We start from the raw sequence: 21,378 nt of genomic DNA, 5'->3' as shown, positions 1-21,378 counted from the left end.
TCCGCCGCATGCTTCGATCGCTTGATTTCCACGACTCGACATGACTCTCATCGACGTCCCGCTGCTGCTGCAACCGATCGATGCCGGATCCCCTTGCGGCCCCGACCTCGAATATTCGCCGGCCTTCCTCGAGGCCGCACGCGCACTCGAGGGCAGCCCCGAGGTGCAGTACGGCAGCATGCACGTCGCCGCTGTCGAGGCGGACTGGCGGCGCGTCAAGGCGGCGACGCTCGATTTGATGACTCAAAGCCGCGACTTGCGCTTGGCCGTATGGCTCACGCGCTCGCTTGTCGCGCTCCACGGCGCCGCGGCGATTGCGGAGGGCCTCGCCTTGATCGAAGGCCTGCTCGCGCGCTACTGGGACGCGTTGCATCCGCAGCTCGACACCGATGACGATCTCGATCCGACCGCACGGATCAATACGTTGCTTTCGCTCGACGAAAAGACCGGCTTCGTGCGTGACCTGAAAGTGGCGCCGCTAATCGTTTCCACGGGGCATGGCCCAGTGAGTCTGGACGACATCGAGCGGGCGGCGGAGGAATCGAGCTCGGATTCACCGCCGATCGCCACGGCACCGATCGATGCCGCATTCGCGGCCGCATCGATCGATGAGGTGACGGCCATCCACGATGCGCTCGCTAATGCCGAGTCGTCGCTCAAGCGCATCGATGCGCAACTGAACGAGCGGGTTGGCCATCGCTGCGCCGTGACGTTAGCGGCGCTCGAACTTGTGCTCGGGCATGCGAAGCGGGCCGTCGGTATGCAACTCGCGCGGCACCCGGCTCGAGCGGCGCTCGAGGGCGCGACGGGCGAGCCGTCGTCGAGTGTGCCGGTGCAGCGCGACACCGGCCGGATCGCGGATCGCGACGACGTCATCCGCACGCTCGAGCGCCTGTGCGCGTATTACGCCATTGCCGAGCCGTCCAGTCCCGTTCCGATTTTGTTGCATCGCGCTCGCTCGCTCGTGGGAATGCGCTTTACCGATCTCGTGGCCGATCTAACGCCGGCCGGCATCGAACAAGCGAGGCACTGGGCGGGTTCGGCGCAATCGTGATCGAGCCGGCATTTTTTGTTTGAGCGAACCAGAGGAGAGGTCGTTTGCATGACTAACGAAAGCAGCCAAAAGTTCTTGGGCCGCACGCGTGCACCGCGCGTGCAAATCGAATACGACGTCGAGGTGTACGGCGCGCAAAAGAAGGTCAACCTTCCGTTCGTGATGGGCGTCATGGCCGAGTTGTCCGGTCAATCGACGCTGCCGCAACTACCCGTCGCGGAACGGCAGTTTCTCGAGATCGATAGCGAGAATTTCGATGAGCGTCTGAAGGCGATGAAGCCTCGCGTCGCCGCAATGATCCCGAACACGCTGACGGGCGAGGGCCAGCTCGGAATCGACCTGACCTTCGAATCGATGGACGACTTTTCGCCGGCCGCGCTTGCAGGCCGCGTCGAGCCGCTTCGACGTCTGCTCGAAGCGCGCGCACATTTGGCGAATCTGCTGACCTACATGGACGGCAAGGTCGATGCCGAAGCGCTCGTCGCGCAGGTGCTGGCCGATCCAGCGTTGATGCACACGCTATGCGCCAGCCCCAACGCCACCGCCGAAACCGAGGCTGCTGCATCCGATACCGCAACCGGTACCGATGCGCTGCCCGGCACCTAATTCACGCATTGAGGATCACTCACCATGTCAGAGCTCAGAGCAGCCACCCAGATGCAACCGGCGGCGGCCAGCGGACACGTCGTGGCGGAGTCCGTCGACCATGACGATTTCGGCGCGCTGCTGCACAAGGCGTTCAAACCGAGAACGGACGACGCCCAAGTGGCAGTCGAGCAGGCCGTGCGAACGCTGGCCGAGCAAGCGTTGGTCGATACGGCCTGCATCTCGGCCGATGTGACCGGCACGGTCGAAGCCTTGATCGCGGCGATCGATCTGAAGCTGACCGAGCAGATCAACGAAATCCTGCATTGTTCGGCGTTTCAGCGGGTCGAAAGCGCTTGGCGCGGTCTGCACTATCTCGTCAGCAATACGGAGACCGACGAGCAGTTGAAACTGCGCGTCATGAACATTTCGAAAGCCGAGCTGTACAAGACGCTCAAGAAATACAAAGGCTCCGCGTGGGATCAAAGTCCGCTCTTTAAAAAGCTTTACGAAGAAGAGTATGGGCAATTCGGCGGACATCCGTTCGGCGCGCTTGTGGCCGACTACTATTTCGACAACAGCGGCCCGGACGTCGATCTGCTTGCGCAAATGGCCAAGATCTGTGCCGCGGCGCATGCGCCTTTCATTTCGGGCGCCTCGCCGGCCGTGATGTTGATGGAGTCATGGCAGGAACTCGCCAATCCCCGCGACATCGCCAAGCTCTTCCAAACGCCGGAGCACGCGGCATGGAGGGCGTTGCGCGAGTCGGAGGACTCGCGCTATATCGGCCTCGCGCTGCCGCGCTTTTTGGCGCGCGCGCCGTATGGCGCCGCCAGCAATCCCGTCGATGCGTTCGCGTTCGAGGAAGATACGGCCGAAGGCGACAGCAGCCGCTACACGTGGGCAAACGCGGCCTATGCGATGGCCGCGAACATCAACCGTTCGTTCAAGGATTACGGCTGGTGCTCGCGCATTCGCGGCGTCGAGTCGGGCGGGGCAGTGCAAGGCCTGCCCGTGCATGTCTTTCCGACCGACGACGGCGGCGTGGACGCCAAGTGTCCGACCGAGATCGGCATCAGCGATCGCCGCGAAGCGGAACTCTCGAAAGCAGGCTTTTTGCCGCTCGTCCATATGAAGCACTCGGGCATGGCCGCGTTCATCGGCGCGCAGTCGCTGCACAAGAGCGCCGAGTACGACGACCCGGAGGCAACGGCCAATGCGATGTTGGCGGCACGCTTGCCTTACCTCTTCGCGTGTAGCCGTTTTGCTCATTACTTGAAGTGCATCGCCCGCGACAAGATCGGATCGTTCAAAACCAAAGACGAGATGCAGCGGTGGCTGTATCAATGGGTCATGACCTATGTCGACGGTATGCCGAGCCACTCCTCCGAGGCAACGAAAGCGTCGAAGCCGCTAGCCGACGCGTCGGTCGTCGTCGAAGAGGTGCCCGGAAGCCCCGGCTATTACACCTCGCGCTTTTATTTGAAGCCGCACTATCAGCTCGAGGGTTTGACCGTGTCGCTGCGGCTCGTGAGCAAGCTGCCGGTTGTCGGCGGCGAGTGAATTTCGCTTAAGTTTCCGGACCCGTCGCTTCATATGCATGTTGCGCATGCGGCGCGGGAAGTTTTGATGCATCAATAGGAGTCCTAATGAGTTACGACAATATCGTCAAGACGATGAAGATGACCGGCATTGACGGTGAATCGCAAGTCGACGGTGCCAGCAATGAAATGGACGTGCTCAGTTTTTCGTTCGATGCGGCTATTCCGATGGAAGGGCGCGGGCCTGGTTTGTCGGGAAGCGGCGCAGCCTACGTCTCGCCCGTCAGCGTGACCAAGATGGTATGCGGATCGACACCGAAGATCGAGGCGCAATTCTATAGCGGCAAGCCGATCGGGACCGTGACGTTGAAGGACTATAAGGCCGACGGTGAAAACTCGCCTAAGCCGTTCGTCGTCGTCACGCTGACGAACGCGCGCATCCATACGTACCACGCGGAAGGTACGAGCGAGCACCTGGAGCTGACGTTCGAGAAGATCGAGCGCGAGTATTTCTCGCAGAACACGGCGACGGGTGCGCTTGTTTCGAAGGGCAAGACCGGCTTCGACGTCCTGACGAAGAAGGTGTCGTAAAACACTGGCGGCGAGCGGCGCCGGCCCTTGCTCGGCGCCGCTCGCATCATCCGCGATTGCAACGCTTCGACTTCCCATGGCAGAACTCACGAGCCGAGACCGCTTGCAGCCGGCGTTGCTCGATCGATTGTCCGACGATGCGCCCCATGAGCGCGCCGAGCCGCGCGAGCGACGCGTCATGACGACGAAGCAGTTGCGCGCGAGTGTTTTGCGCGATCTGTCGAGTTTGCTCAACGCGCATGCTTTGTATGGGTGCGCCTCGCTCGATGCCCACCCGCTCGCGGCGGCTTCGGTCCTCAACTACGGATTGCGCGACGTCACGGGAACGGTGCGCTCAAGCCTGAACGTCTGCGCATTGGGGCAGGAAATCGAACGCACGATTACGCGCTTCGAGCCCCGCATCGTTGCGGGGACGTTGCGGGTTGTCCCGTTCGAAACCGATCAAGCATCGATGCACGCGCAAGTCGCGTTTCTCGTGGAGGCCGATCTGTGGGCGCAGCCGTATCCCGAACGGCTCTACTTCAGGACCGAGCTCGATCTGGAGTCGGGACAGGCGCGCATCATCGAGGGGGCCGACTCGGGCGTGTCGGTGAGTGCGGCATGAACGACGCGTTGCTGGCGTATTACGAGGACGAATTGCGCCATCTACGCGAGCTCGGTGGGGAGTTCGCGCAAGCGTTTCCGAAAGTCGCCTCGCGTCTGGGACTCGACGCGTTCGAGTGCGCCGACCCGTATGTCGAACGGCTGCTGGAGGGGTTCAGCTTTCTGGCCGCGCGGGTCCGCATGCAGATGGACGCGCAGTTTCCGCGGTTCACGCAGCACCTTGCCGAGATGATTTATCCGGGCCTGCTCGCACCGACACCGTCTATGGCCGTCGTCCAAGTCGAGCCCGATCGCACGCATCCGGCGCTCGCGCGCGGCATCGCCGTGCCGCGTGGTACGGCACTGTCGAGCCAGCTCGATCGCGACGGGACGACGCGTTGCGAGTATCGGACCGCGCACGCATTGACGCTGTTGCCGCTGCGACTTGCGCATGCCGACTATCGCGGATTCGATTGCCTGCCGCAGGGTTGGATGCCTCGGCTGGACGCCGCGCCGAAGGCGGTGCTGACGCTGCGCTTCGAGTGGGGACCGGCGGCGCAGGCGACGACGCGATTGCTCGATCGCGTGCCGCTTTATCTGCGCGGCAGCGAGGGCGTGGCGGAACTGCTCCATCTGCGGATGGCGGGTCATTGCGCGGCGGCCGCCTTGCGTATCGGGAACGGTCGAACTGCCCGCTATGTGCCGCTTCCGTTGCGTTGCGTGCAGGCGAAAGGATTCGACGATGCGGAGGCGCTGTTATCCGCGCCAAGCGCCACCTATCGCGGATGCCGTGTGCTGCGCGAATATTTTGCGTTTCCCGAGCGATATGCGTTCGTCGAGTTGGCGCATTTGGACGAACTCGCCGCGGTGATAGGCGAAGGCGGCGACGCCGATAAGGTCATGTTCGAGGTCCTGCTGTTGCTCGACGCGTATGACGCGACATTGCAAACGAGCGTCGACGCATCGAGCTTCGCGCTGCATTGCACGCCGGCCATCAACTTGTTTCCGCGTCGTGCGGACCGGATTGCGATCGATGAGCGGCGGTTCGAGCACCACGTCGTCGTCGATCGAACGCGGCCGCTCGATTTCGAAGTCTTTTCGATCGAAGGAATCGACGGCTATGCGGCGGGGGATGCCGCACCGCAAAGGTTCGCCCCGTTTTATCGAGCGCGCGACCCGGGCGAGGGGGGGCGCGCGCCGGGCTATTTCCAAATGCGTCGAGCCCCGCGTTTGCTTTCGTCGAGCGAGCGCATGCGCGGCGCGCGCTCGCGCTATGCGGGCACGGAGGTGTTCGCGGCTCTCGTGACGCCGAACGAGGCCCCGTATCGGGCCGATTTGCGGCAGCTCGGCGCGGACGTACTTTGCACGAATCGAGATTTGCCGTTATCGATGCCGGTAGGCGTCGGCGCGACCGACTTCACGGGTGATAGCGAATTGCAAGCGGTGGAGCACATTCGTTGTCTGGCGGGGCCTACGGCTCCGCGGCCGGCGCTTGCTGAGCCGGCGAACCTATGGCATTTGCTCGACATGCTTTCGACGAGCCGCCTCCCATTGCTTGCCGGCGTAGGCTCGGGCGGGGCGAACGGCGCCGCGCCGTCATCGGGCGCGGACGATGCCCGCGCGTTGCGGCAATGGCTGGCCGCGTTGTGTCCCGCCGACGATGCGGTGGGACGGCACCAAATCGCTTCGTTGCAAAAGGCGAGCGCGAAAACGATCACGCGGCGCCTGCCGCTGCCTGGGCCGGTTTGTTATGGGCGAGGTCTGGAAATCGTGCTGACGTTCGACGAGCGTGCCCAAGCCGGTGCGCGCGCTTCGCTGCTCGGGACAGTGCTGGCCGTGGCGCTCGCGGAGTACATGCCGATCAATCAATTCGCCGAGACCGTGGTGTGCACGCCCGCGCGATCGATCGTTACCCGGTATCCGGCGAAGGCGGGGCGATGCGAGATCCTTTGATTCGCCTCGAAAGATTGCTTCGGGATGCCAAGCAATTCCAATCGTTCCAGGCGTTGCGGCTGATCGAGTGCGCCCACCCCGGACATGCCCGCTTGGGCCGCGGCAACAAGGCGGCGCTCGAGCCGATTCGCCTCGGGCATGACGCGCATTTGCGTTTCAGTTCGGCGCAGGTGATGTCATACGAACCGGGCGATAGCACCCGGCCGGCGCGCCTGGCATTGGATTTCGGGCTGCTCGGACCCGATGGGCCGATGCCGCTGCACTTGACCGAATACGTTCGCGCGCGCGCGCTCCATCGGCAAGACCGCACGTTCGAGCGCTTTCTCGACATGTTTCAGCACCGGATGTCGAGCTTGCTATACCGCGCTTGGGCCGACGCGCAACCGGTCATCGGTTTGGATCGCGCGGGCGACGACCGGTTTGCCACCTACGTGCGCAGCGTGTGCGGCCTCGGCCTCGAGGAGGCCGGCTCGGAGCCGCACTCGGCCATCGGGGACGGCGCGCGGCTCGGTGCGGCGGGATTGCTGGGCGACCGCCGTCGCCATGCGTCCGGTCTCGCGGCGTTGCTGTCTGACGAGTTCGACGTACCGGTGCGTATCGAGTCGTTCGTCGGGCAATGGCTGCCGCTACCCGAAACGGCGGGCGTGCGGCTCGGCCCGCGCCATCGCGGCACGCTTGGCGCCGGATACGTATTGGGGCGCCGCGTATGGGACCGGCAGCAGAAGTTTCGCGTCGTCATCGGCCCGCTAAGCGCCGCGCAATGCGAACGTCTCCAGCCCGGTACGGCTCGGCTGCGGCGCATGGCGCAATGGGTTCGCCTCTATGCCGGGCCCACGCAGGATTTCGAACTCGAATTGAGGCTCACGCACGATGCCGCGCCGGCTATGCGTCTCGGCGCGAAGACGCGGCTTGCGCGGCATACGTGGCTCGGATCGACGCGCTCGGTCGGGGCCGCTCCCGCGTTGCGCTTTCGCGGCGATATCGAACTAGTTAGGACACTGAGTAAGGAACAAGCTTCATGACTGAACTGAGTCGCGCCGCACTGTTCGGCAGATTGGGGGCGCTGGCCTATCGAGCCGTCGAAAGCGGCACCGCGTTGGGCAAGGCCCGCGGCCATGGGCGCGTGGAATTGGCGCACTGGGTCCTGCAAATCGTCCGGCATGACGATTCCGACTTACGGCGTATCGCGTCGTTTTTCGATATCGACACCACCTTGCTCGGACATGAACTGGAGCGCTCGCTCGATCGGTTGCCGAGCCGTGCCGGACAAACGATCGACTTGTCGAACGACGTGCTGGAAGCGGCGGAGCGCGGCTGGATTTATGCATCGCTCATGTACGGCGCTCAGCAGGTCCGCACGGGCCATCTGCTGATCGGCATCGTCGCCACGCCGACGCTTCGGCGCATGTTGACCGCGCACGCGCCCTCGCTCGCGCGGCTCGACGAGGGCGCGTGCGCGCGCGCTTTCGAGCACGTCGCGGCAACCTCGCCGGAAGCAGCGACCGATACGCGCGACGCAACCTTGCCCGAATCGGACGCGCTCGCGCGCTACACCGTCGATCTGACTGCGCTGGCCCGCGACGGCAAGCTCGATGCCGTCGTGGGGCGGCATGAGGAGATTCGCCAGGTCATCGATATCTTGCTGCGACGTCGACAAAACAACCCGCTGTTGACGGGCGATGCCGGGGTCGGCAAGACCGCGATCGTCGAAGGGCTAGCTCAGCGAATCGTCGCGGGCGAGGTGCCCGAGGCGCTGCGTGGGGTTTCGCTGCGCTCGCTCGATATCGGATTGCTACAGGCCGGCGCGGGCGCGAAGGGCGAGTTCGAAGCGCGGTTGTGGCAGATCGTCGAACAAGTCCAGGCGGCGCAACCGCCCGTGATTCTGTTCATCGACGAAGCGCATACGTTGGTCGGCGCCGGCGGCACCGCGGGCACCGGCGATGCGGCGAATCTGCTCAAGCCCGCGTTGGCGCGCGGCTCGTTGCGCACGATCGCCGCCACCACTTGGGCCGAATACAAACGTCACATTGAAAAAGATCCGGCGCTCACGCGGCGTTTCCAGCCCGTATCGATCGCCGAGCCCGACGAGGCGCGCGCGCTCGCCATGTTGCGGGCGGTTGCGCCGGCGATGGAGGCGCATCATGGCGTGCTGGTACTGGAGGAGGCGTTACATGCTGCCGTTGCGCTCAGTCATCGCTATATCAACGACCGGCAATTGCCCGATAAAGCGGTGAGTTTGCTCGATACGGTTTGCGCGCGTGTCGCAGCCAGTCGCGATGCCGTTCCGCCGCTGCTCGATCATGCGCGCGAGCGCGTCGCAACGCTCACAGCGGAGTATCGCGCCGTATCGCGCGAGCGAGCGCTCGGCCGTGGCGAGCCGATGCGCGTGACGCAGATCGAACAAGCGCTTGGTGAGCAGCGGGAGGAAGCGGCCGAGCTTGAGCGGCGCTGGCAAAGCCAGGCACGCCGAGTTGCCGATGTGCTGTCGTTGCGCGCGGCGCTCGACGATGCAAGCGGCCCGGACGACGCGCGCCGCGCCGAGCTTGCGCGCCTCGAATCGGAACTGTGTGAGCAACAAGGGGAAACGCCGCTCGTCGTGGCGAACGTCGACCAGCAAGCCGTTGCATCCGTGGTTCAAGATTGGACCGGCATTCCCGTGCGCCGCATGCTTCGCGACGAAGTCGATACTGTCCTCGGCTTGGCCGCGCGTCTCGATGAACGGATCGTCGGCCAAGCCCACGCCACGGCGCGGATCGCGCGACGCGTGCGATCCGCGCGTGCGGGGTTGCAGCGGCCGGGGCGACCGCTCGGCGTCTTCCTGCTCGCGGGGCCGTCCGGCGTCGGCAAGACGGAAACAGCGCAAGCGCTGGCCGAGGCAATCTATGGCGGCGAGCGCAATCTCATTACGTTCAACATGAGCGAGTATCAGGAGGCGCATTCGGTTTCGACGCTGAAAGGCGCGCCGCCCGGCTACGTCGGTTACGGCGAAGGCGGCGCGTTGACCGATGCCGTTCGGCGTAAGCCGTACTGCGTCGTGCTGCTCGACGAGATCGAGAAGGCGCACCGCGACGTCCATGCGCTGTTCTATCAAGTATTCGACAAAGGCTGGATGGAGGACGGGCAGGGTCGCATCGTGGATTTTCGCAACACGCTGATTCTGCTTACGACGAACCTGGGTGACGAGCGCATCTTGCAGGCGTGGCATGAAGCGGGTGGGGCAGCGGCCGCCGCCCTCGACGCGCTGCGCTCGCCTCTGCGCGACGCGTTGCTCTCGGTATTTCCGGCGGCGCTGCTGGCGCGTATGACCACGATCCCCTACTTGCCGCTTTCGGACGAAACGTTGTTCTCGATCGTGCGAGCGCAGCTCGAGCGGCTGCGCGAACAAGTGCGGACGGAGCATGGCGCGACGCTTGCCTACGACGAGGCGGTCGTGGCTGCGATCGTCGATCGGTGCGCCGAGCGCGAAAGCGGCGCCCGGCTTATCGACGCGGCGATCGCCGAGGCTATCTTGCCCGAAATCGGCCAAGCCTTGCTGTGTCGGCGAGCGCAACAAGATAAGCCTGCGCGGATGACGCTGTCCGTCGAAGACGGCGAATTCGGCTGCCGCATCGAGCCGTGACATTTCGCGAGAAAGGAGTCCGATATGTCGCAACCCGTCGTCGCCGGCGCCGAACTGACGTGCTCGTTCGGCGCGGCGCCTACCGCGCTCGTGGTCTTGCCTCAGGCGCGCGTCTTAATCGAATCGCGCCCCGCGGCGACGATCATGGATCACGCGCCGCTCGTCAATATTCCGACGTTCGGTCTGTGCACGTCACCTGCGAATCCCGCCGTCGCGGCCGCGACGGCGGCGGCGATGGGCGTTCTGACGCCGGCGCCGTGCCTGCCGCAAACCGAGGCGCCGTGGCTGCCCGGTGCCCCGACGGTGCTGATCGGCGGCCTGCCGGCGCTGACGAACGCCAGCGTCTGCCTTTGCGCGTTCGGCGGCAGCATCGTCGTCGCATTGGCCGGCACGGTCCACACGCTCGTGCCGTAACGAGCTAACGCGAGGTATTCGATGCCCCCTTCACTCCAAGCACAGCGTGCTGCGCGGGTCACCACCGCGCTGGGCGACGATACGCTGGTCCTGTCGTCGGCTAGCGGCTCCGACGCGATCTCGCGCCTGTTCGAAATGCGCACCGTGCTGCTTAGCGAGCGGGCCGATCTCGGGGCGGACGCGCTGCTCGGTACGCGTTTGTCCATTTCATTGGACGCTAAGGAGCGCGTGCGCGAATTCAACGGCATCGTCGCCGGCTTCTCGATCGTCGAGCCGGGCGCGGGCGAAGGCCGGCATGGGCTCGTTCGCTACGAGGCGATCGTTAGGCCGACGATGTGGCTGCTGACGTGCGGCACGCATTGCCGCTTCTTTCACGGGCGTACGGTGCTCGAGATCGTCGAGACTGTGTTGGCCGACTACGGCGTCGACTTCAGAAACACGTGCGCTGGCCGCTACCCGACGCTCGACCATTGCGCCCAGTACAACGAGAGCGACTTCGATTTCGTGAGCCGCCTGCTCGAGCGCGACGGCATCTATTACTTTTTCGAACACGAAGATGGGCGCGACCGGGTGGTGCTGGCCGATGCGCCGAGCACGCCGGCCCATAGCGGAGCGATTCCGTTTTCCGACGTGCGGATGGACGCATGGCCGCTTTCGGAATCGATTTATCGCTGGCGTTTCGAGCAGCGTTTGACGACCGGCACGGCCGAGCTGACCGCGTTCGACTTCAAGAATGCGAAGGCGAGCGCACAGCAGCAGGCGCTCGTTGCGCGCGCATCGGCCGATGCAGGCGAACGCCGCTACGTGAAGGCCGAATACGAGACGCACTACCGCTCGCAGGACGATGGGCGCCGCTTGGCGCAGGCACGCATCGATGCATCGCAGGCGGCAAGCGCATGTGCGACCGGAGCGGCGACGGCGCGGGCGATCGCCTCGGGCCGGCTCATCACGTTGACCGGCCACCCGCGTGCGGACCAGAACGGCGCCTACCTCGTCACGCAGGCGCACTACCGAATTCGCGTCGGCGATCATATACCCAGTCCCAACGCCGCGCAGCGCGAGGCGCCCGTTTTCCATTGCACGTTCGACGCGTTGCCGAGCCGTTACCCGTTTCGAGCTGCACGCGTGACGCCTCGTCCGCAGGCGGGCGTGCAAAGCGCATGCGTGGTCGCTCCCGACGGCGACGAAATGGCGACCGAGCAGCACGGTTGCGTCAAAGTGCAGTTCCACTGGGAGCAGCTCGACCCGCCTTCGGCCGACAAACGTCTGCATCGTTGCTGGGTACGCGTGGCGCAAGGATGGGCCGGCCGCAATTGGGGCATGGTGTTTATGCCGCGTGTGGGGCAGGAGGTCATCGTCGAGTTCATCGACGGCAACCCCGATTGTCCGATCGTCGTCGGCGCGCTTTACAACAGCGCCAATCCGCCGCCCTATGCGTTGCCCGCGCACGAATCGATCTCGACGATTCGCAGCGCGTCGTTGGCCGGCGATGGGGAGCGCAACGAGTTGCGGTTCGACGATAAGAACCTACAGCTCTTGCTCTATACGGGCGGACGCGCGGACACCTATGTGAAGCGCGATTCGCTTGCTTGGGTCGGGAAGGATTCGCACGCGATCGTCGAGGGCCGGCAACGCGTCAAGGTGGGCGCTCAAGACCTGACGGTCGATCACGGCCAGCGCGTGAAAGTGGGCGCGAGCGCAACGCTGTCGGCGGGTGTCGATATCGTGCAAGCGGCCGGCGTGAACTACGCCATTCAGGGCGAGATCGTTCATCTCAAAGGCGGCGCGAGCGTGGTCATCGAAGCGGGTGCGATGCTGACGCTCAAGTGCGGAGGCAGCTTCGTCACGATCACGCCCGCCGGCGTGCAAGTGAGCGGTCCGATCGTCGGGTTGAATAGCGGCGGCGCGGCAGGGTCGGCGCCCGGCGGTTCGCCTGAGGCACCGAGCACACCCCAAAAAGCCGACGACGGCTCCGGAGCGAGATGAGACATCTGCGTATCGCCGTGCCGTGCGCCGCCGCCGCGCTGTTGCTGACGTCATGCGCGTACACGGCGCGTGACGGTACCCAAGAACACGCGCACGAACAAGCCCAGGCGCAATGGACCTTGAGCGCATCGTCGTCTGTCAATCTCGACGCGCATGCGCGGCCGGCGCCGCTCGTCGTGCGTCTGTATGCGCTCTCGGCGCGCGATGCATTCGATCGCGCCACGTTCTTCGAACTCTATGACCACGATCAAGCCGTGCTCGGCCGATCGGCGCTTGCGCGTAGCGTGATCGTGTTGCGCCCGGGCGAACGTATCCGCTTCGTCGAGCCGCTCGACGCCGGCACTCGCTCGCTCGCCGTAGTGGCGGCTTATCAGCGTATCGACAAGGCCGAGTGGCGGGCGATCGTCGATGTAAATCCGACGGCATCGCGCTTTGTTGCGGTCGCCGCTGCTTTCGACGGCGAGCGCATATCACTGAGCGCGACCCCCCAACGCGTGCCGGCACGTGACGAGGGGGCTATTTGGCGGTTTATCAAGCCGCTCTGGCAGAAGCTATCGCAATCGATGGGCCGCACAGGCGAATGAGATGCGCGCAAGAAGGCGATCGGGACTTCGTGCCTATCCATCGAAACGAGTGCAAGACTTGGACGATTCTCGGGGAAACGAATGCTTTGTAACGATAGGGTCGTGTGGTCGGAAGGGATGCTGTTGCAGCAACAGCATCTGCAACAGCACGATAGGTACACGCACTGGCTCGTCGGTGCGCGCTGCGCGCCGAGGGGGCCGCACGAATGGGGCTTTTCGGTACTTGAGCTCGACGCTGGGCAACTGGCGCTCGGCAAGCTCGCCCTGCGCGCTTGCGAGGGTGTCATGCCCGATGGGACGCCGTTCTCGCTACCCGAAAACGGCGATTTGCCGTTGCCGATCGATGTGCCGGAGAGCCGGCGCGAGGCGACCGTGGTCTTGGCACTGGCAGTTGCCAGGCCGGGCGTGCCGGAGGTGGAAGAAGACTCGGACGAGACCGGCGCGGCTGGAGATCGGGTTTCGTATGCAAGGTACCGGCGGGCCGAATATGCCGTCGACGATTGCCATACACGCACAGGAGAACGCGCGCTCGTGCAGGTAGCACGTGTACATCTGCGTCTTGCGTTCGCCGATGAAGTCGGCGACGCGTTCACCGCCATCGGCGTAGCGCGGATCGTCGAGCGCCGGGCCGATCATCGACTCGTTCTCGACACCGCGTATATCCCACCCTGCCTCGATTATCGCGTGGCTCCGCCATTGTCCGCATTCGTCGACGAACTCGTCGGATTGTTACGGCAGCGTGCGCAAATGCTGTCGACACGCCTCGCACAACCGGGTATCGGCGCGGTGGCCGAGTTGGCCGACTTTCTATTGCTGCAACTCGTCAATCGCTTCGAGCCGTTGCTTGCGCACTGGGCGCAGAGCGAGGGCATTCATCCCGAGACGCTCTACTGCGCGTTGCTGCCGCTCGCCGGAGAACTGCCGGGACTGACGCGCGGCTCGGTGCGGCCCCTCGAACGCGGTCCGTACCGGCACGATGCACTCGCCGCAACCTTCGCGCCGCTGATCGAGACCGTGCGTGAGGCGTTAAGCCACGCGATGAATCCGCAAGCGGTCGCAATCGGCCTCGAGGCGCGGGCGTTCGGCCTGCATGTTGCGCGCGTCGCGGACTCGAGCCTATTCGCCAGCAGCGGTTTCGTTCTGACCGCGTGCGCCGATATGGCCGCCGATACGCTCGCGGCGGTCTTGCCGCAGCATCTGAAAATTGGGCCGCTCGAGACCATCGACGACCTGGTGAATTTGCAGTTGCCGGGTATCGGGTTGCGTCCGTTGCCCGCTGCGCCGCGGCAGTTGCCGTTCCATGCGCAGCGATGCTATTTCGCGCTCGACGCCCACGATCCGCTGTGGCCGCAGTTGGCGTCCTCCGGCGCGCTCGCGATGCACGTTGCGGGCACCTTGCCTGGTTTGGAGCTACAGCTATGGGCGATTCGTCAATGACGCGCGAGCGGATCGATCCTGTCGTCGTGCCGCCGATCCCAGCGCTCGGCGAGCACAACGCGCTGCTCGAGGCGGCTCGACCGCTACTGGAGCTCGCCTGTACGCTGCGCTTGCGTCAATTCGAAGAGGCGCTGGAGCCGCTGCGCGACCGGTTGTGCGCGATGGTGGAGGCGTTCGACGAGGCGCTCGCCGATGGGCAGATCGACGAACGCGGGCGGATGGCGGCCCGTTACTGCGTGTGCACGTTCGTCGACGAGATCGTTGCCGCGACGCCGGCGGGCGGAGGCGGAGCGTGGGCGAGCCGGAGTTTGCTCATGCTGTTTCATGGCGAGACCTCGGGGGGCGAGCGCTTCTTCTCGCTGCTGCACGACCTTTCGCAGGACGCGCGCACGCATCGCGACGTGCTGGAGCTGATCTACGTCATGCTCGCGCTCGGCATGGAGGGCCGCTACCGCCTGCTCGAAGGGGGCGCCGCTCGACTCGAATCGATGCGCACCGATCTGCGAAGACTCATCCTCGCACAGCGCGCCATACCGCCCGCGTGGCCGGGGCCGGTCATCGGGTGCGAACACCTTTGGCGCGGAGGCGGCCGGTGGCGTTTATGCGGGGCGGTCGTCGCGCTGTCGCTCGCCGCATTCGCGTCGCTGACAGTGTTGCTCGAAGCACGACAACACGCGCAGGCGAGGCCGGTGATCGATACGTTGACGCGCGTCGCGGTTGTCCCGGCTAGTGTCCCCGCACCGGCCTCGACACCCGCGGACAACCCGCTCGCGGACATGCTGGCTCGACGTTTGGCGGACGATCTTTCCGCCGGGCGCATCGTGCTCGATTCCGCCGCCGATCGCGCGGTCCTCACGCTCGGCAGCGACGCGCTGTTTGCGTCAGGCAGCGCACACGTGCTGCTCGGCCGTGTGGCTTTGCTGCGGCGGGTCGGCGTTGCGCTGCGCGGATTCGACGCGAGAATCGTCGTAGCGGGACACACCGACGACGAAGCCCCTTCGCGCGGAAAGCCGACCAATTGGCAACTTTCGCTCGCACGCGCGACCGAGGTCGTGAATCTGTTGCGGGAGCAAGCCGATGCGCCGGAACGCTTTCTCGCGCAAGGGCGCGGCGCGTCGGAACCCGTGGCGCCGAACGACTCGCCGGCGAATCGGGCGCGCAATCGGCGGGTCGTCATTACGATCATTGCGAACGGGGCTGCGCTATGACCGAGCGATCGTCGTCTTGTCTGTCACGTTCGCGAGGCTGCCAAGAATGATAGAAACACTAAAGAGATACGTGCCCACGCGCACCGTCGTCGCGCTCGTCCTTGGGGGCGCGGCCGTCGCCGTCATATGGTTCCAAGCGCCGCGCTTGGGGTTCGACGGGCGGTCGCCGTTCGCGACGACCTCGGCGCGCCTGAAGCTGATCGGTGGATGTCTGCTTGCGGCGGCGATTTGGCTTGCCGTGCGGCGTACCTTACGGTTCTTTCGTGAAGTGCGCATCGTTCGGCGAAAATCCTACGAGGCCCGCGCGGCCCGAACCGCGCGAGCGCACGAGCGGCCCGTCCGCTGCTCATTGGAGAACCGATCGCGCGTGGAGGCGCGCGCGATCGTGGCGGCCGCGTTGCGTTGGGTTCGCGCGGGAGGGCCGGCATGGCGGTGGGGCGCACATAGCGTCCATCGCCTGCCGTGGTATCTCGTGGTAGGCGAGCGTGGTGCCGGAAAATCGACGCTCGCGCGCGCTTTGGGGCAGCGCGCCGAAGATCGCGCAACACGGGCCGTCGACGCGCACGAGGACGCACCGGTACGCGGCTGGTTCGGCAAAGACGCCGTCTTTTTCGAAGCGACGATCGGCGATGGCGAAAGCCGAACGCTCTGGCACGCGTTGATTCGTAGGATGCGGCGCGTGCGCCGGGGGTGTCCGGCGAACGGTATCGTTATTGCCGTCTCGGCGCGCAAGTTGATAGACGGCGACGACGCATGGCGCCTTGGCTACGCCGACAGCGTGCGCGCGTGCATCGGCGAATGTCAGCGTCTTTGGAAACGACGGGTGCCCGTGTACGTACTCGTCACGCAATGCGATCGCTTGACCGGCTTCGAATCATTTGCCGGAGATTTGTCGGATCAAGCGCGGGCGAGCCCGCTCGGGCTTGTCCTTCCATTGCGTGCCAATGTGCTCGGCGATGCGTGGACGACGGGGTTCTTGCAGGCATTCGAATCGTTGACGCGCGGGGCGCGGGCGCAGGTCGTCGTGCGCATGCCGGTGCGTTCGGATGCTTCGGGCGCCGCCATGACGCTCGGGTTTCCCGAAACGTTCAAAGCGTTGGCTACACCGCTTAGCGAGTTCCTGCGCGATGCCTTCGAAGCGTCTCCGGGTTCTCCCGAAACGCCGTTGCTGCGCGGCGTGCATTTCTGCGCCGTTCCGAGGAAATCGGCCGCAGCGGCCTCCATGTCCCCCGCCTTGCAGGCGTCGCCGGTAGCGGCTGGCAGCGGTCGCGCCTGCTTCGTCGACGGATTTTTTCGTGAAGTGGTGTTTTGTGAAGGTGGCCTTGCCCGCTCTCGTCATGCGATGCCGCATCAGCGTGTCGTTGTGGCCCGTGTCATGGCGGCGGCATGTGCCGTGTTGCTCGCTTGTGCCGCAGCCGGGCTCATCGTGGCTTACCGGCAAGGCAGTGCCGCCGTCGCCGCCACGGCGCCTTCCGCCGCGGCACTGGTGAGCGCTGCGCGAGCCGGCGTCGATCTTCGGTCGCCTCGGGAAATGCTGGCATTGCTCGATCGGGCTCGCGGCTTGCCTTGCGGCGAGGCTTGGCAAAGTCCGGGCGGAGCCTGGCTCGTCGGCCTCGGTTTGGTCCGCGAGGTGCATTTGGAGGCGGCGTGCAGGACCGCCTATGCGACCGTGCTCCGCGAAACGGTCCAGCCGTATCTCGTCGAGCGCATGAAAGCATCGCTGCGCGGCACGAGCGAGACGCCGTCGAAGCAATTCGATACGTTGCGCGCCTATTTGATGCTGGGCCAAAAATCGGCTTACGACGAAGCGAGCGTCCTCGCTTGGATCGCGGACGACGCATCGCGGGCCGACCTCTCGTCGAGCGAACGCACAGCATGGCTCGCACACTGCGCGGCGTGGGCCGACACCGCGAAGCAGTCTCCCGGCGTGCCGCTCGACGGCAAGCTGATCGCCGACGTTCGCGCACGTCTGATCGAGCAGCCTCGGGCGCAGCGTCTATTCGATGCAGTGATGCCGGCCCTTCGCGCGGCTGTGCCCGAGCCGCTGTCGGTGGCCGACATGGCCGGTCCCGCGGCGGCCTTGGTCTTTTATCGCAAGAGCGGGGCGCGTCTTAGCGACGGCGTACCGGGCGCTTATACCTTGGCGGGCCTGCGTCGTTACTTCGGTGTGCGCGACGCGATACTCGCGCAGGGCCGCAGCGACGACTGGGTGCTCAACCGGCCGCGTCCCGCTGCGGTGCGACCCGGCGAGTTGGCCGCGAGCGTCGACCGTCTTTACTTTGCCGGTTACGTCCAAGCCTGGGATGCGGTCATCGACGACGTTGGGTTGCGGCCGTTGCCGCATTCGGACGAAGCCGCCGCGCTCGTATCGCTGCTGGCGGGCCGCGACTCGCCGTTGCGAGCATTGCTCGCGCGCGCCGCAAAGGAAACGACGACGACGAGCTTGAACGCCGAGCCGGCGCGCGTGGCGTCGGCAAGCGGCGGTATCGTCGAGCGCCGGGTCCGCCAATGGTTGCAAGGCGCGGCAACGGCGCCGGCGAGCGAGCCCGCGTCGGGCGGTGTGACATCGGCCTCGATCGTCGACGATCATTTCGCGGCGTTGCATCGGCTCGTCGCGGCGTCGGGCGAGGGCGGGTCAAGCGCGCTCGGCGAGGTTCAGTCGCAGCTCAAAGAAGTGGCCGTCTATCTTCGCGCGGCCGATGCCGCGCATGCGAGCGGCTTGCCCATGCCCCCCGACGACGTACTCGAACGACTCACCCAAAGCGCAGTGACGTTGCCGGAGCCGCTGGGCGATATGTTGGGTTCGCTGGCGCGCGAGGGAACGACCTCGGCCCAGTCGGCGCAACGCGGCCGGATCGACGAGCAATGGCGCTCGGAGGTGGGGACGTTCTGCCATGCGGCGATCGATGGTCGCTATCCGTTCTTCCCCAGCGGCGGCGACGACGTGACACCGGACGATTTTGCGCACTTGTTCGCCTCCGGCGGCCTGCTCGATGCCTTCTTCCAGACGTATTTGAAACCGTACGTGGATACTACGGCGACGCCTTGGGTCTGGCGGCCGAACGTCGCGCCACCGGGCATGTCGATTGCCGCGTTGCGCGAACTCGAGCGCGCGGAGCATATTCGAGAGGCTTTCTTTTCCGGGCCGAACAAGACGATGGACGTGCGCTTCACACTGACGCCGCGCGCCATGGACGCCGGCTTGACGCGCTTCGTCCTCGCCGACGGCGCTCAAACGTTGGATTACGCACACGACCCGCCGCGCGCGACGCGCTTTCAATGGCCCGACCGCGCCGGAGCGGCCGCCGCGCGCATCGAGTTCGCGCCGGCGAGCGCGGACGGTCGCCATGGCTTCGAGACGCACGGCGCGTGGGCGCTCTTCCGGCTCATGGATCTCGGCCGGCTCGAGACACGTGCCGCCGATCGGTTCGTATTGACGTTTGCCCTCGACGGACGCAGCGTGGTGCTCGATCTCGCCGCGTCGAGCGTGGTCAATCCGTTCGCGGTGTCGGCGTTGCACGCGTTTCGCTGCCCGTCGGGCTTTTAGCGTCGGCCGCGCGCTGGAACCGTCGTTGCGAGATCGGTTACTCAACGCATTCTTTCCTCATCGGCCGGGCTTATGAAGGGTATTTCCTCGGTGGCGAGATCGTGGCCGATTCAGCGGCTGCGGCACGCATTGGGCGGGCGTCCCGCACGTTGGCTCGCTCGGGTCGGTGCGCGCGGCGACGCGGTGGCGGCGGTTATGATCGCACTCGTGATGGCAATGATGATCTTGCCGCTGCCCGCATGGGTCATCGACGCGCTGATTGCCGTCAATATCGCCGCCGCCGTATTGCTGATCTCGCTTGCACTCTATCTGCCGAGTGCCGTCTCGTTTTCGAGCTTCCCAGTCGTACTGCTGCTGACGACGCTGTTTCGGCTCGGCATCGAAGTCAGTACGAGCCGATCGATATTGCTGCACGCCGATGCCGGCGATATCGTCGATACGTTCGGCCGGTTCGTGGCGGGCGACGATCTTGTCGTCGGATTGATCGTTTTTTCGATCATTGCGATCGTTCAATTTCTAGTGGTGACCAAAGGCGCGGAGCGCGTTGCGGAAGTGGGCGCCCGCTTTACGCTCGACGCGATACCGGGACGCCAGATGGCGATCGACGCCGATTTGCGGGCGGGCTTCACGCGTCCCGAAACGGCGCAATACCTTCGAGAAGAGCTCGCGCGCGAAAGCCGCATGCATGGCGCGATGGACGGCGCGATGCGATTCGTCAAGGGCGACGCGATCGCGGGTTTGGCGATCGTCGTGGTGAACCTGACGGCAGGTATCGCCATTGGCGTGGCGCGTCGCGGGTTGTCGTTCGACGAAGCGCTCGAGCGCTATTCGATTCTGACCATCGGCAATGCGCTGATCGCTCAAATTCCAGCCTTGCTGATTGCGATCGCCGCAGCCGTCCTGATCACGCGCGGCGGCGACGATGCCGCGTCGCCGGCGTCGACCGTGGGCGAGCAGATCGCGCGCCAATTGATCGGCGCGCCCGCGGCGTGGCTGCTTGCCTCGTTCGTGATGGCCGTGTTCGCGGTCGTGCCCGGCATGCCGTGGCCGATGTTCGTGCTACTGGCGTTGACGATGATCGCGATCGGCGTGACGCGCCTGCGGCGGGATACGCGAGCGCGGGCCGGCGCGCTTGCTCCCGCGAAGCCACCCGATTCCACGGCGGTCCCCGACGACGTCGACGTACGGCAAATCGTGCCGCTACGGCCCATTGTCGTTTCCTTCTCGTCGCATACGGCCGGCGAAGACCCCGAGCGCACCGAACGGCATCGCGATGCGCTGACGCGCGCGATCCGACGCGTACGCAATGAGTTGGTCATGCGTTACGGTATGACGGTGCCGGTCATCGAAATCGAGCACGTCGAGCGACTAGCGGCGAACGCGTATGAAATCGCGATTCACGAGGTGGTCGTGGCCTCGGGCGTGTTGCATTGGGACCGGGTCTGCATGCGTTTGCAAGACGATACGGGCGGCATCTTGCAAACGCATGGCGTCGCGCAGTCGTTCCCGTTGATCGAGGGGGCGGTGTGGATCGAGCCGCACCGGATGCCGGAACAAGGCAGCGAGCGGCGAATGGCGCTCGACGCCGTCGGCTACTTTTCATTGTTGATACGCCGGCTGTTGCAACGGCACGCCGGGCGCTTCGTCGGCATTCATGAAGCGCAGCTCGTGTTCAATTGGTTGCAGCGCGAGATGCCCGCCATGGCCAAGGAGCTCGCGCAGGCATTGACGCTGCCGCGCTTTGCGCAGGTCATGAAGCTGCTCGTCATCGAGCGCGTGTCGCTCAGAAACGTGCGAGAAATCGCCGAGACGCTCATCGTGTGGGCCCCGCGCGAACCGGAGGCCGCGGCGCTGGCGGAGCATGTGCGTGTCGCGTTGGGCGAGCAGATCTGCGACGAGTTCGCGCACGGCGGCGTATTGCACGCGTGCTTGCTTGAACGAGCGCTCGAAGCGCGGTTGCGCGACGCCTCGACGGACGGCCCGCTCGGTGTCGCGCTGGCGGTCGAGCCCGATTTAGCACGCGAGCTCGCCCGCCAGGTTCGCGCCCTGAGCGAGGCGGGGGCGCAGAAAACGACGCCGCCGGTCTTGCTGACGGCGCAAGCTTTGCGGCATCCCCTACGTCGATTGCTGGCCGATGAATTGCCCGAGACGCACGTCCTCTCTTATGCCGAGCTTGCATCGACGCAGCGCGTGCATGTCCTTGGCAGCTTGTCGTTGCCGACCGCTCAGCCTGCTGGCGATGCGCTTGCTCGGGAGGGCATGCCCCACGCTTAACGG

Annotated in this window: 15 protein-coding genes; all 15 read left to right on the top strand. The window is 65.3% G+C overall.

Annotated features, from left to right (window positions below):
• Positions 1-40: 40 nt before the first annotated feature.
• The 15 genes from tssA (at position 41) to AB1286_RS04605 (ending at position 21,375) form a co-directional block, all read left to right on the top strand.
• A complete protein-coding gene (gene tssA / locus AB1286_RS04675; RefSeq protein ID WP_430362165.1) occupies positions 41-1,054 on the top strand; it encodes a type VI secretion system protein TssA in 1,014 nt (337 codons plus the stop codon).
• A gap of 48 nt (positions 1,055-1,102) precedes the next feature.
• Positions 1,103-1,660 (top strand): type VI secretion system contractile sheath small subunit, encoded by a 558-nt coding sequence (gene tssB, locus AB1286_RS04670; protein ID WP_430362164.1) that lies wholly within the window; start codon positions 1,103-1,105, stop codon positions 1,658-1,660.
• A gap of 24 nt (positions 1,661-1,684) precedes the next feature.
• Positions 1,685-3,202: a type VI secretion system contractile sheath large subunit gene (gene tssC, locus AB1286_RS04665; protein ID WP_430362163.1), complete on the top strand. Its 1,518-nt coding sequence runs from the start codon at positions 1,685-1,687 to the stop codon at positions 3,200-3,202.
• A gap of 86 nt (positions 3,203-3,288) precedes the next feature.
• Positions 3,289-3,771, top strand: a complete 483-nt coding sequence (locus AB1286_RS04660) for a type VI secretion system tube protein Hcp (RefSeq protein WP_430362162.1) — start codon at positions 3,289-3,291, stop codon at positions 3,769-3,771.
• 76 nt (positions 3,772-3,847) lie between these two features.
• A complete protein-coding gene (tssE, locus tag AB1286_RS04655; protein ID WP_430362161.1) occupies positions 3,848-4,375 on the top strand; it encodes a type VI secretion system baseplate subunit TssE in 528 nt (175 codons plus the stop codon).
• Positions 4,372-6,306, top strand: a complete 1,935-nt coding sequence (gene tssF / locus AB1286_RS04650; RefSeq protein WP_430362160.1) for a type VI secretion system baseplate subunit TssF — start codon at positions 4,372-4,374, stop codon at positions 6,304-6,306. Before tssE ends, tssF begins: the two co-directional genes overlap by 4 nt.
• Positions 6,291-7,328, top strand: coding sequence for a type VI secretion system baseplate subunit TssG (tssG, locus tag AB1286_RS04645; protein WP_430362159.1), 1,038 nt, complete (start codon positions 6,291-6,293; stop codon positions 7,326-7,328). Before tssF ends, tssG begins: the two co-directional genes overlap by 16 nt.
• Positions 7,325-9,925: a type VI secretion system ATPase TssH gene (gene tssH / locus AB1286_RS04640; protein WP_430362158.1), complete on the top strand. Its 2,601-nt coding sequence runs from the start codon at positions 7,325-7,327 to the stop codon at positions 9,923-9,925. The genes tssG and tssH overlap by 4 nt, the downstream gene beginning before the upstream one ends.
• 24 nt (positions 9,926-9,949) lie before the next feature.
• On the top strand, positions 9,950-10,339 hold the full coding sequence (locus AB1286_RS04635; RefSeq protein WP_430362157.1) for a DUF4280 domain-containing protein: 390 nt from the start codon (positions 9,950-9,952) through the stop codon (positions 10,337-10,339).
• 21 nt (positions 10,340-10,360) lie between these two features.
• The gene (locus tag AB1286_RS04630) at positions 10,361-12,325 is read left to right on the top strand and encodes a type VI secretion system Vgr family protein (protein WP_430362156.1); all 1,965 of its coding nucleotides are present in this window, start codon (positions 10,361-10,363) and stop codon (positions 12,323-12,325) included.
• Positions 12,322-12,909, top strand: coding sequence for a type VI secretion system lipoprotein TssJ (gene tssJ, locus AB1286_RS04625; RefSeq protein ID WP_430362155.1), 588 nt, complete (start codon positions 12,322-12,324; stop codon positions 12,907-12,909). Before AB1286_RS04630 ends, tssJ begins: the two co-directional genes overlap by 4 nt.
• Positions 12,910-13,011: 102 nt before the next feature.
• Positions 13,012-14,346: a type VI secretion system baseplate subunit TssK gene (tssK, locus tag AB1286_RS04620; protein WP_430362154.1), complete on the top strand. Its 1,335-nt coding sequence runs from the start codon at positions 13,012-13,014 to the stop codon at positions 14,344-14,346.
• The gene (gene icmH / locus AB1286_RS04615) at positions 14,328-15,554 is read left to right on the top strand and encodes a type IVB secretion system protein IcmH/DotU (RefSeq protein WP_430362153.1); all 1,227 of its coding nucleotides are present in this window, start codon (positions 14,328-14,330) and stop codon (positions 15,552-15,554) included. Before tssK ends, icmH begins: the two co-directional genes overlap by 19 nt.
• Positions 15,555-15,624: 70 nt before the next feature.
• The gene (gene tssM / locus AB1286_RS04610) at positions 15,625-19,101 is read left to right on the top strand and encodes a type VI secretion system membrane subunit TssM (RefSeq protein WP_430362152.1); all 3,477 of its coding nucleotides are present in this window, start codon (positions 15,625-15,627) and stop codon (positions 19,099-19,101) included.
• A 72-nt stretch (positions 19,102-19,173) separates the two neighbouring features.
• The gene (locus AB1286_RS04605) at positions 19,174-21,375 is read left to right on the top strand and encodes an FHIPEP family type III secretion protein (protein WP_430362151.1); all 2,202 of its coding nucleotides are present in this window, start codon (positions 19,174-19,176) and stop codon (positions 21,373-21,375) included.
• Positions 21,376-21,378: the final 3 nt, after the last annotated feature.

This window comes from Trinickia sp. NRRL B-1857 (assembly GCF_050470685.1).
In the GTDB taxonomy this organism is placed as follows: domain Bacteria; phylum Pseudomonadota; class Gammaproteobacteria; order Burkholderiales; family Burkholderiaceae; genus Trinickia.
This window is presented reverse-complemented; position numbering and strand designations above follow the sequence as displayed.

Coding starts and splice junctions, on each gene's coding strand:
- tssC (WP_430362163.1), top strand. CDS start 1,685: ATGTCAGAGCTCAGAGCAGCCACCCAGATGCAACCGGCGGCGGCCAGC.
- tssF (WP_430362160.1), top strand. CDS start 4,372: ATGAACGACGCGTTGCTGGCGTATTACGAGGACGAATTGCGCCATCTA.
- tssE (WP_430362161.1), top strand. CDS start 3,848: ATGGCAGAACTCACGAGCCGAGACCGCTTGCAGCCGGCGTTGCTCGAT.
- tssB (WP_430362164.1), top strand. CDS start 1,103: ATGACTAACGAAAGCAGCCAAAAGTTCTTGGGCCGCACGCGTGCACCG.
- AB1286_RS04630 (WP_430362156.1), top strand. CDS start 10,361: ATGCCCCCTTCACTCCAAGCACAGCGTGCTGCGCGGGTCACCACCGCG.
- AB1286_RS04605 (WP_430362151.1), top strand. CDS start 19,174: ATGAAGGGTATTTCCTCGGTGGCGAGATCGTGGCCGATTCAGCGGCTG.
- tssJ (WP_430362155.1), top strand. CDS start 12,322: ATGAGACATCTGCGTATCGCCGTGCCGTGCGCCGCCGCCGCGCTGTTG.
- icmH (WP_430362153.1), top strand. CDS start 14,328: ATGGGCGATTCGTCAATGACGCGCGAGCGGATCGATCCTGTCGTCGTG.
- AB1286_RS04660 (WP_430362162.1), top strand. CDS start 3,289: ATGAGTTACGACAATATCGTCAAGACGATGAAGATGACCGGCATTGAC.
- tssG (WP_430362159.1), top strand. CDS start 6,291: ATGCGAGATCCTTTGATTCGCCTCGAAAGATTGCTTCGGGATGCCAAG.
- tssH (WP_430362158.1), top strand. CDS start 7,325: ATGACTGAACTGAGTCGCGCCGCACTGTTCGGCAGATTGGGGGCGCTG.
- tssA (WP_430362165.1), top strand. CDS start 41: ATGACTCTCATCGACGTCCCGCTGCTGCTGCAACCGATCGATGCCGGA.
- AB1286_RS04635 (WP_430362157.1), top strand. CDS start 9,950: ATGTCGCAACCCGTCGTCGCCGGCGCCGAACTGACGTGCTCGTTCGGC.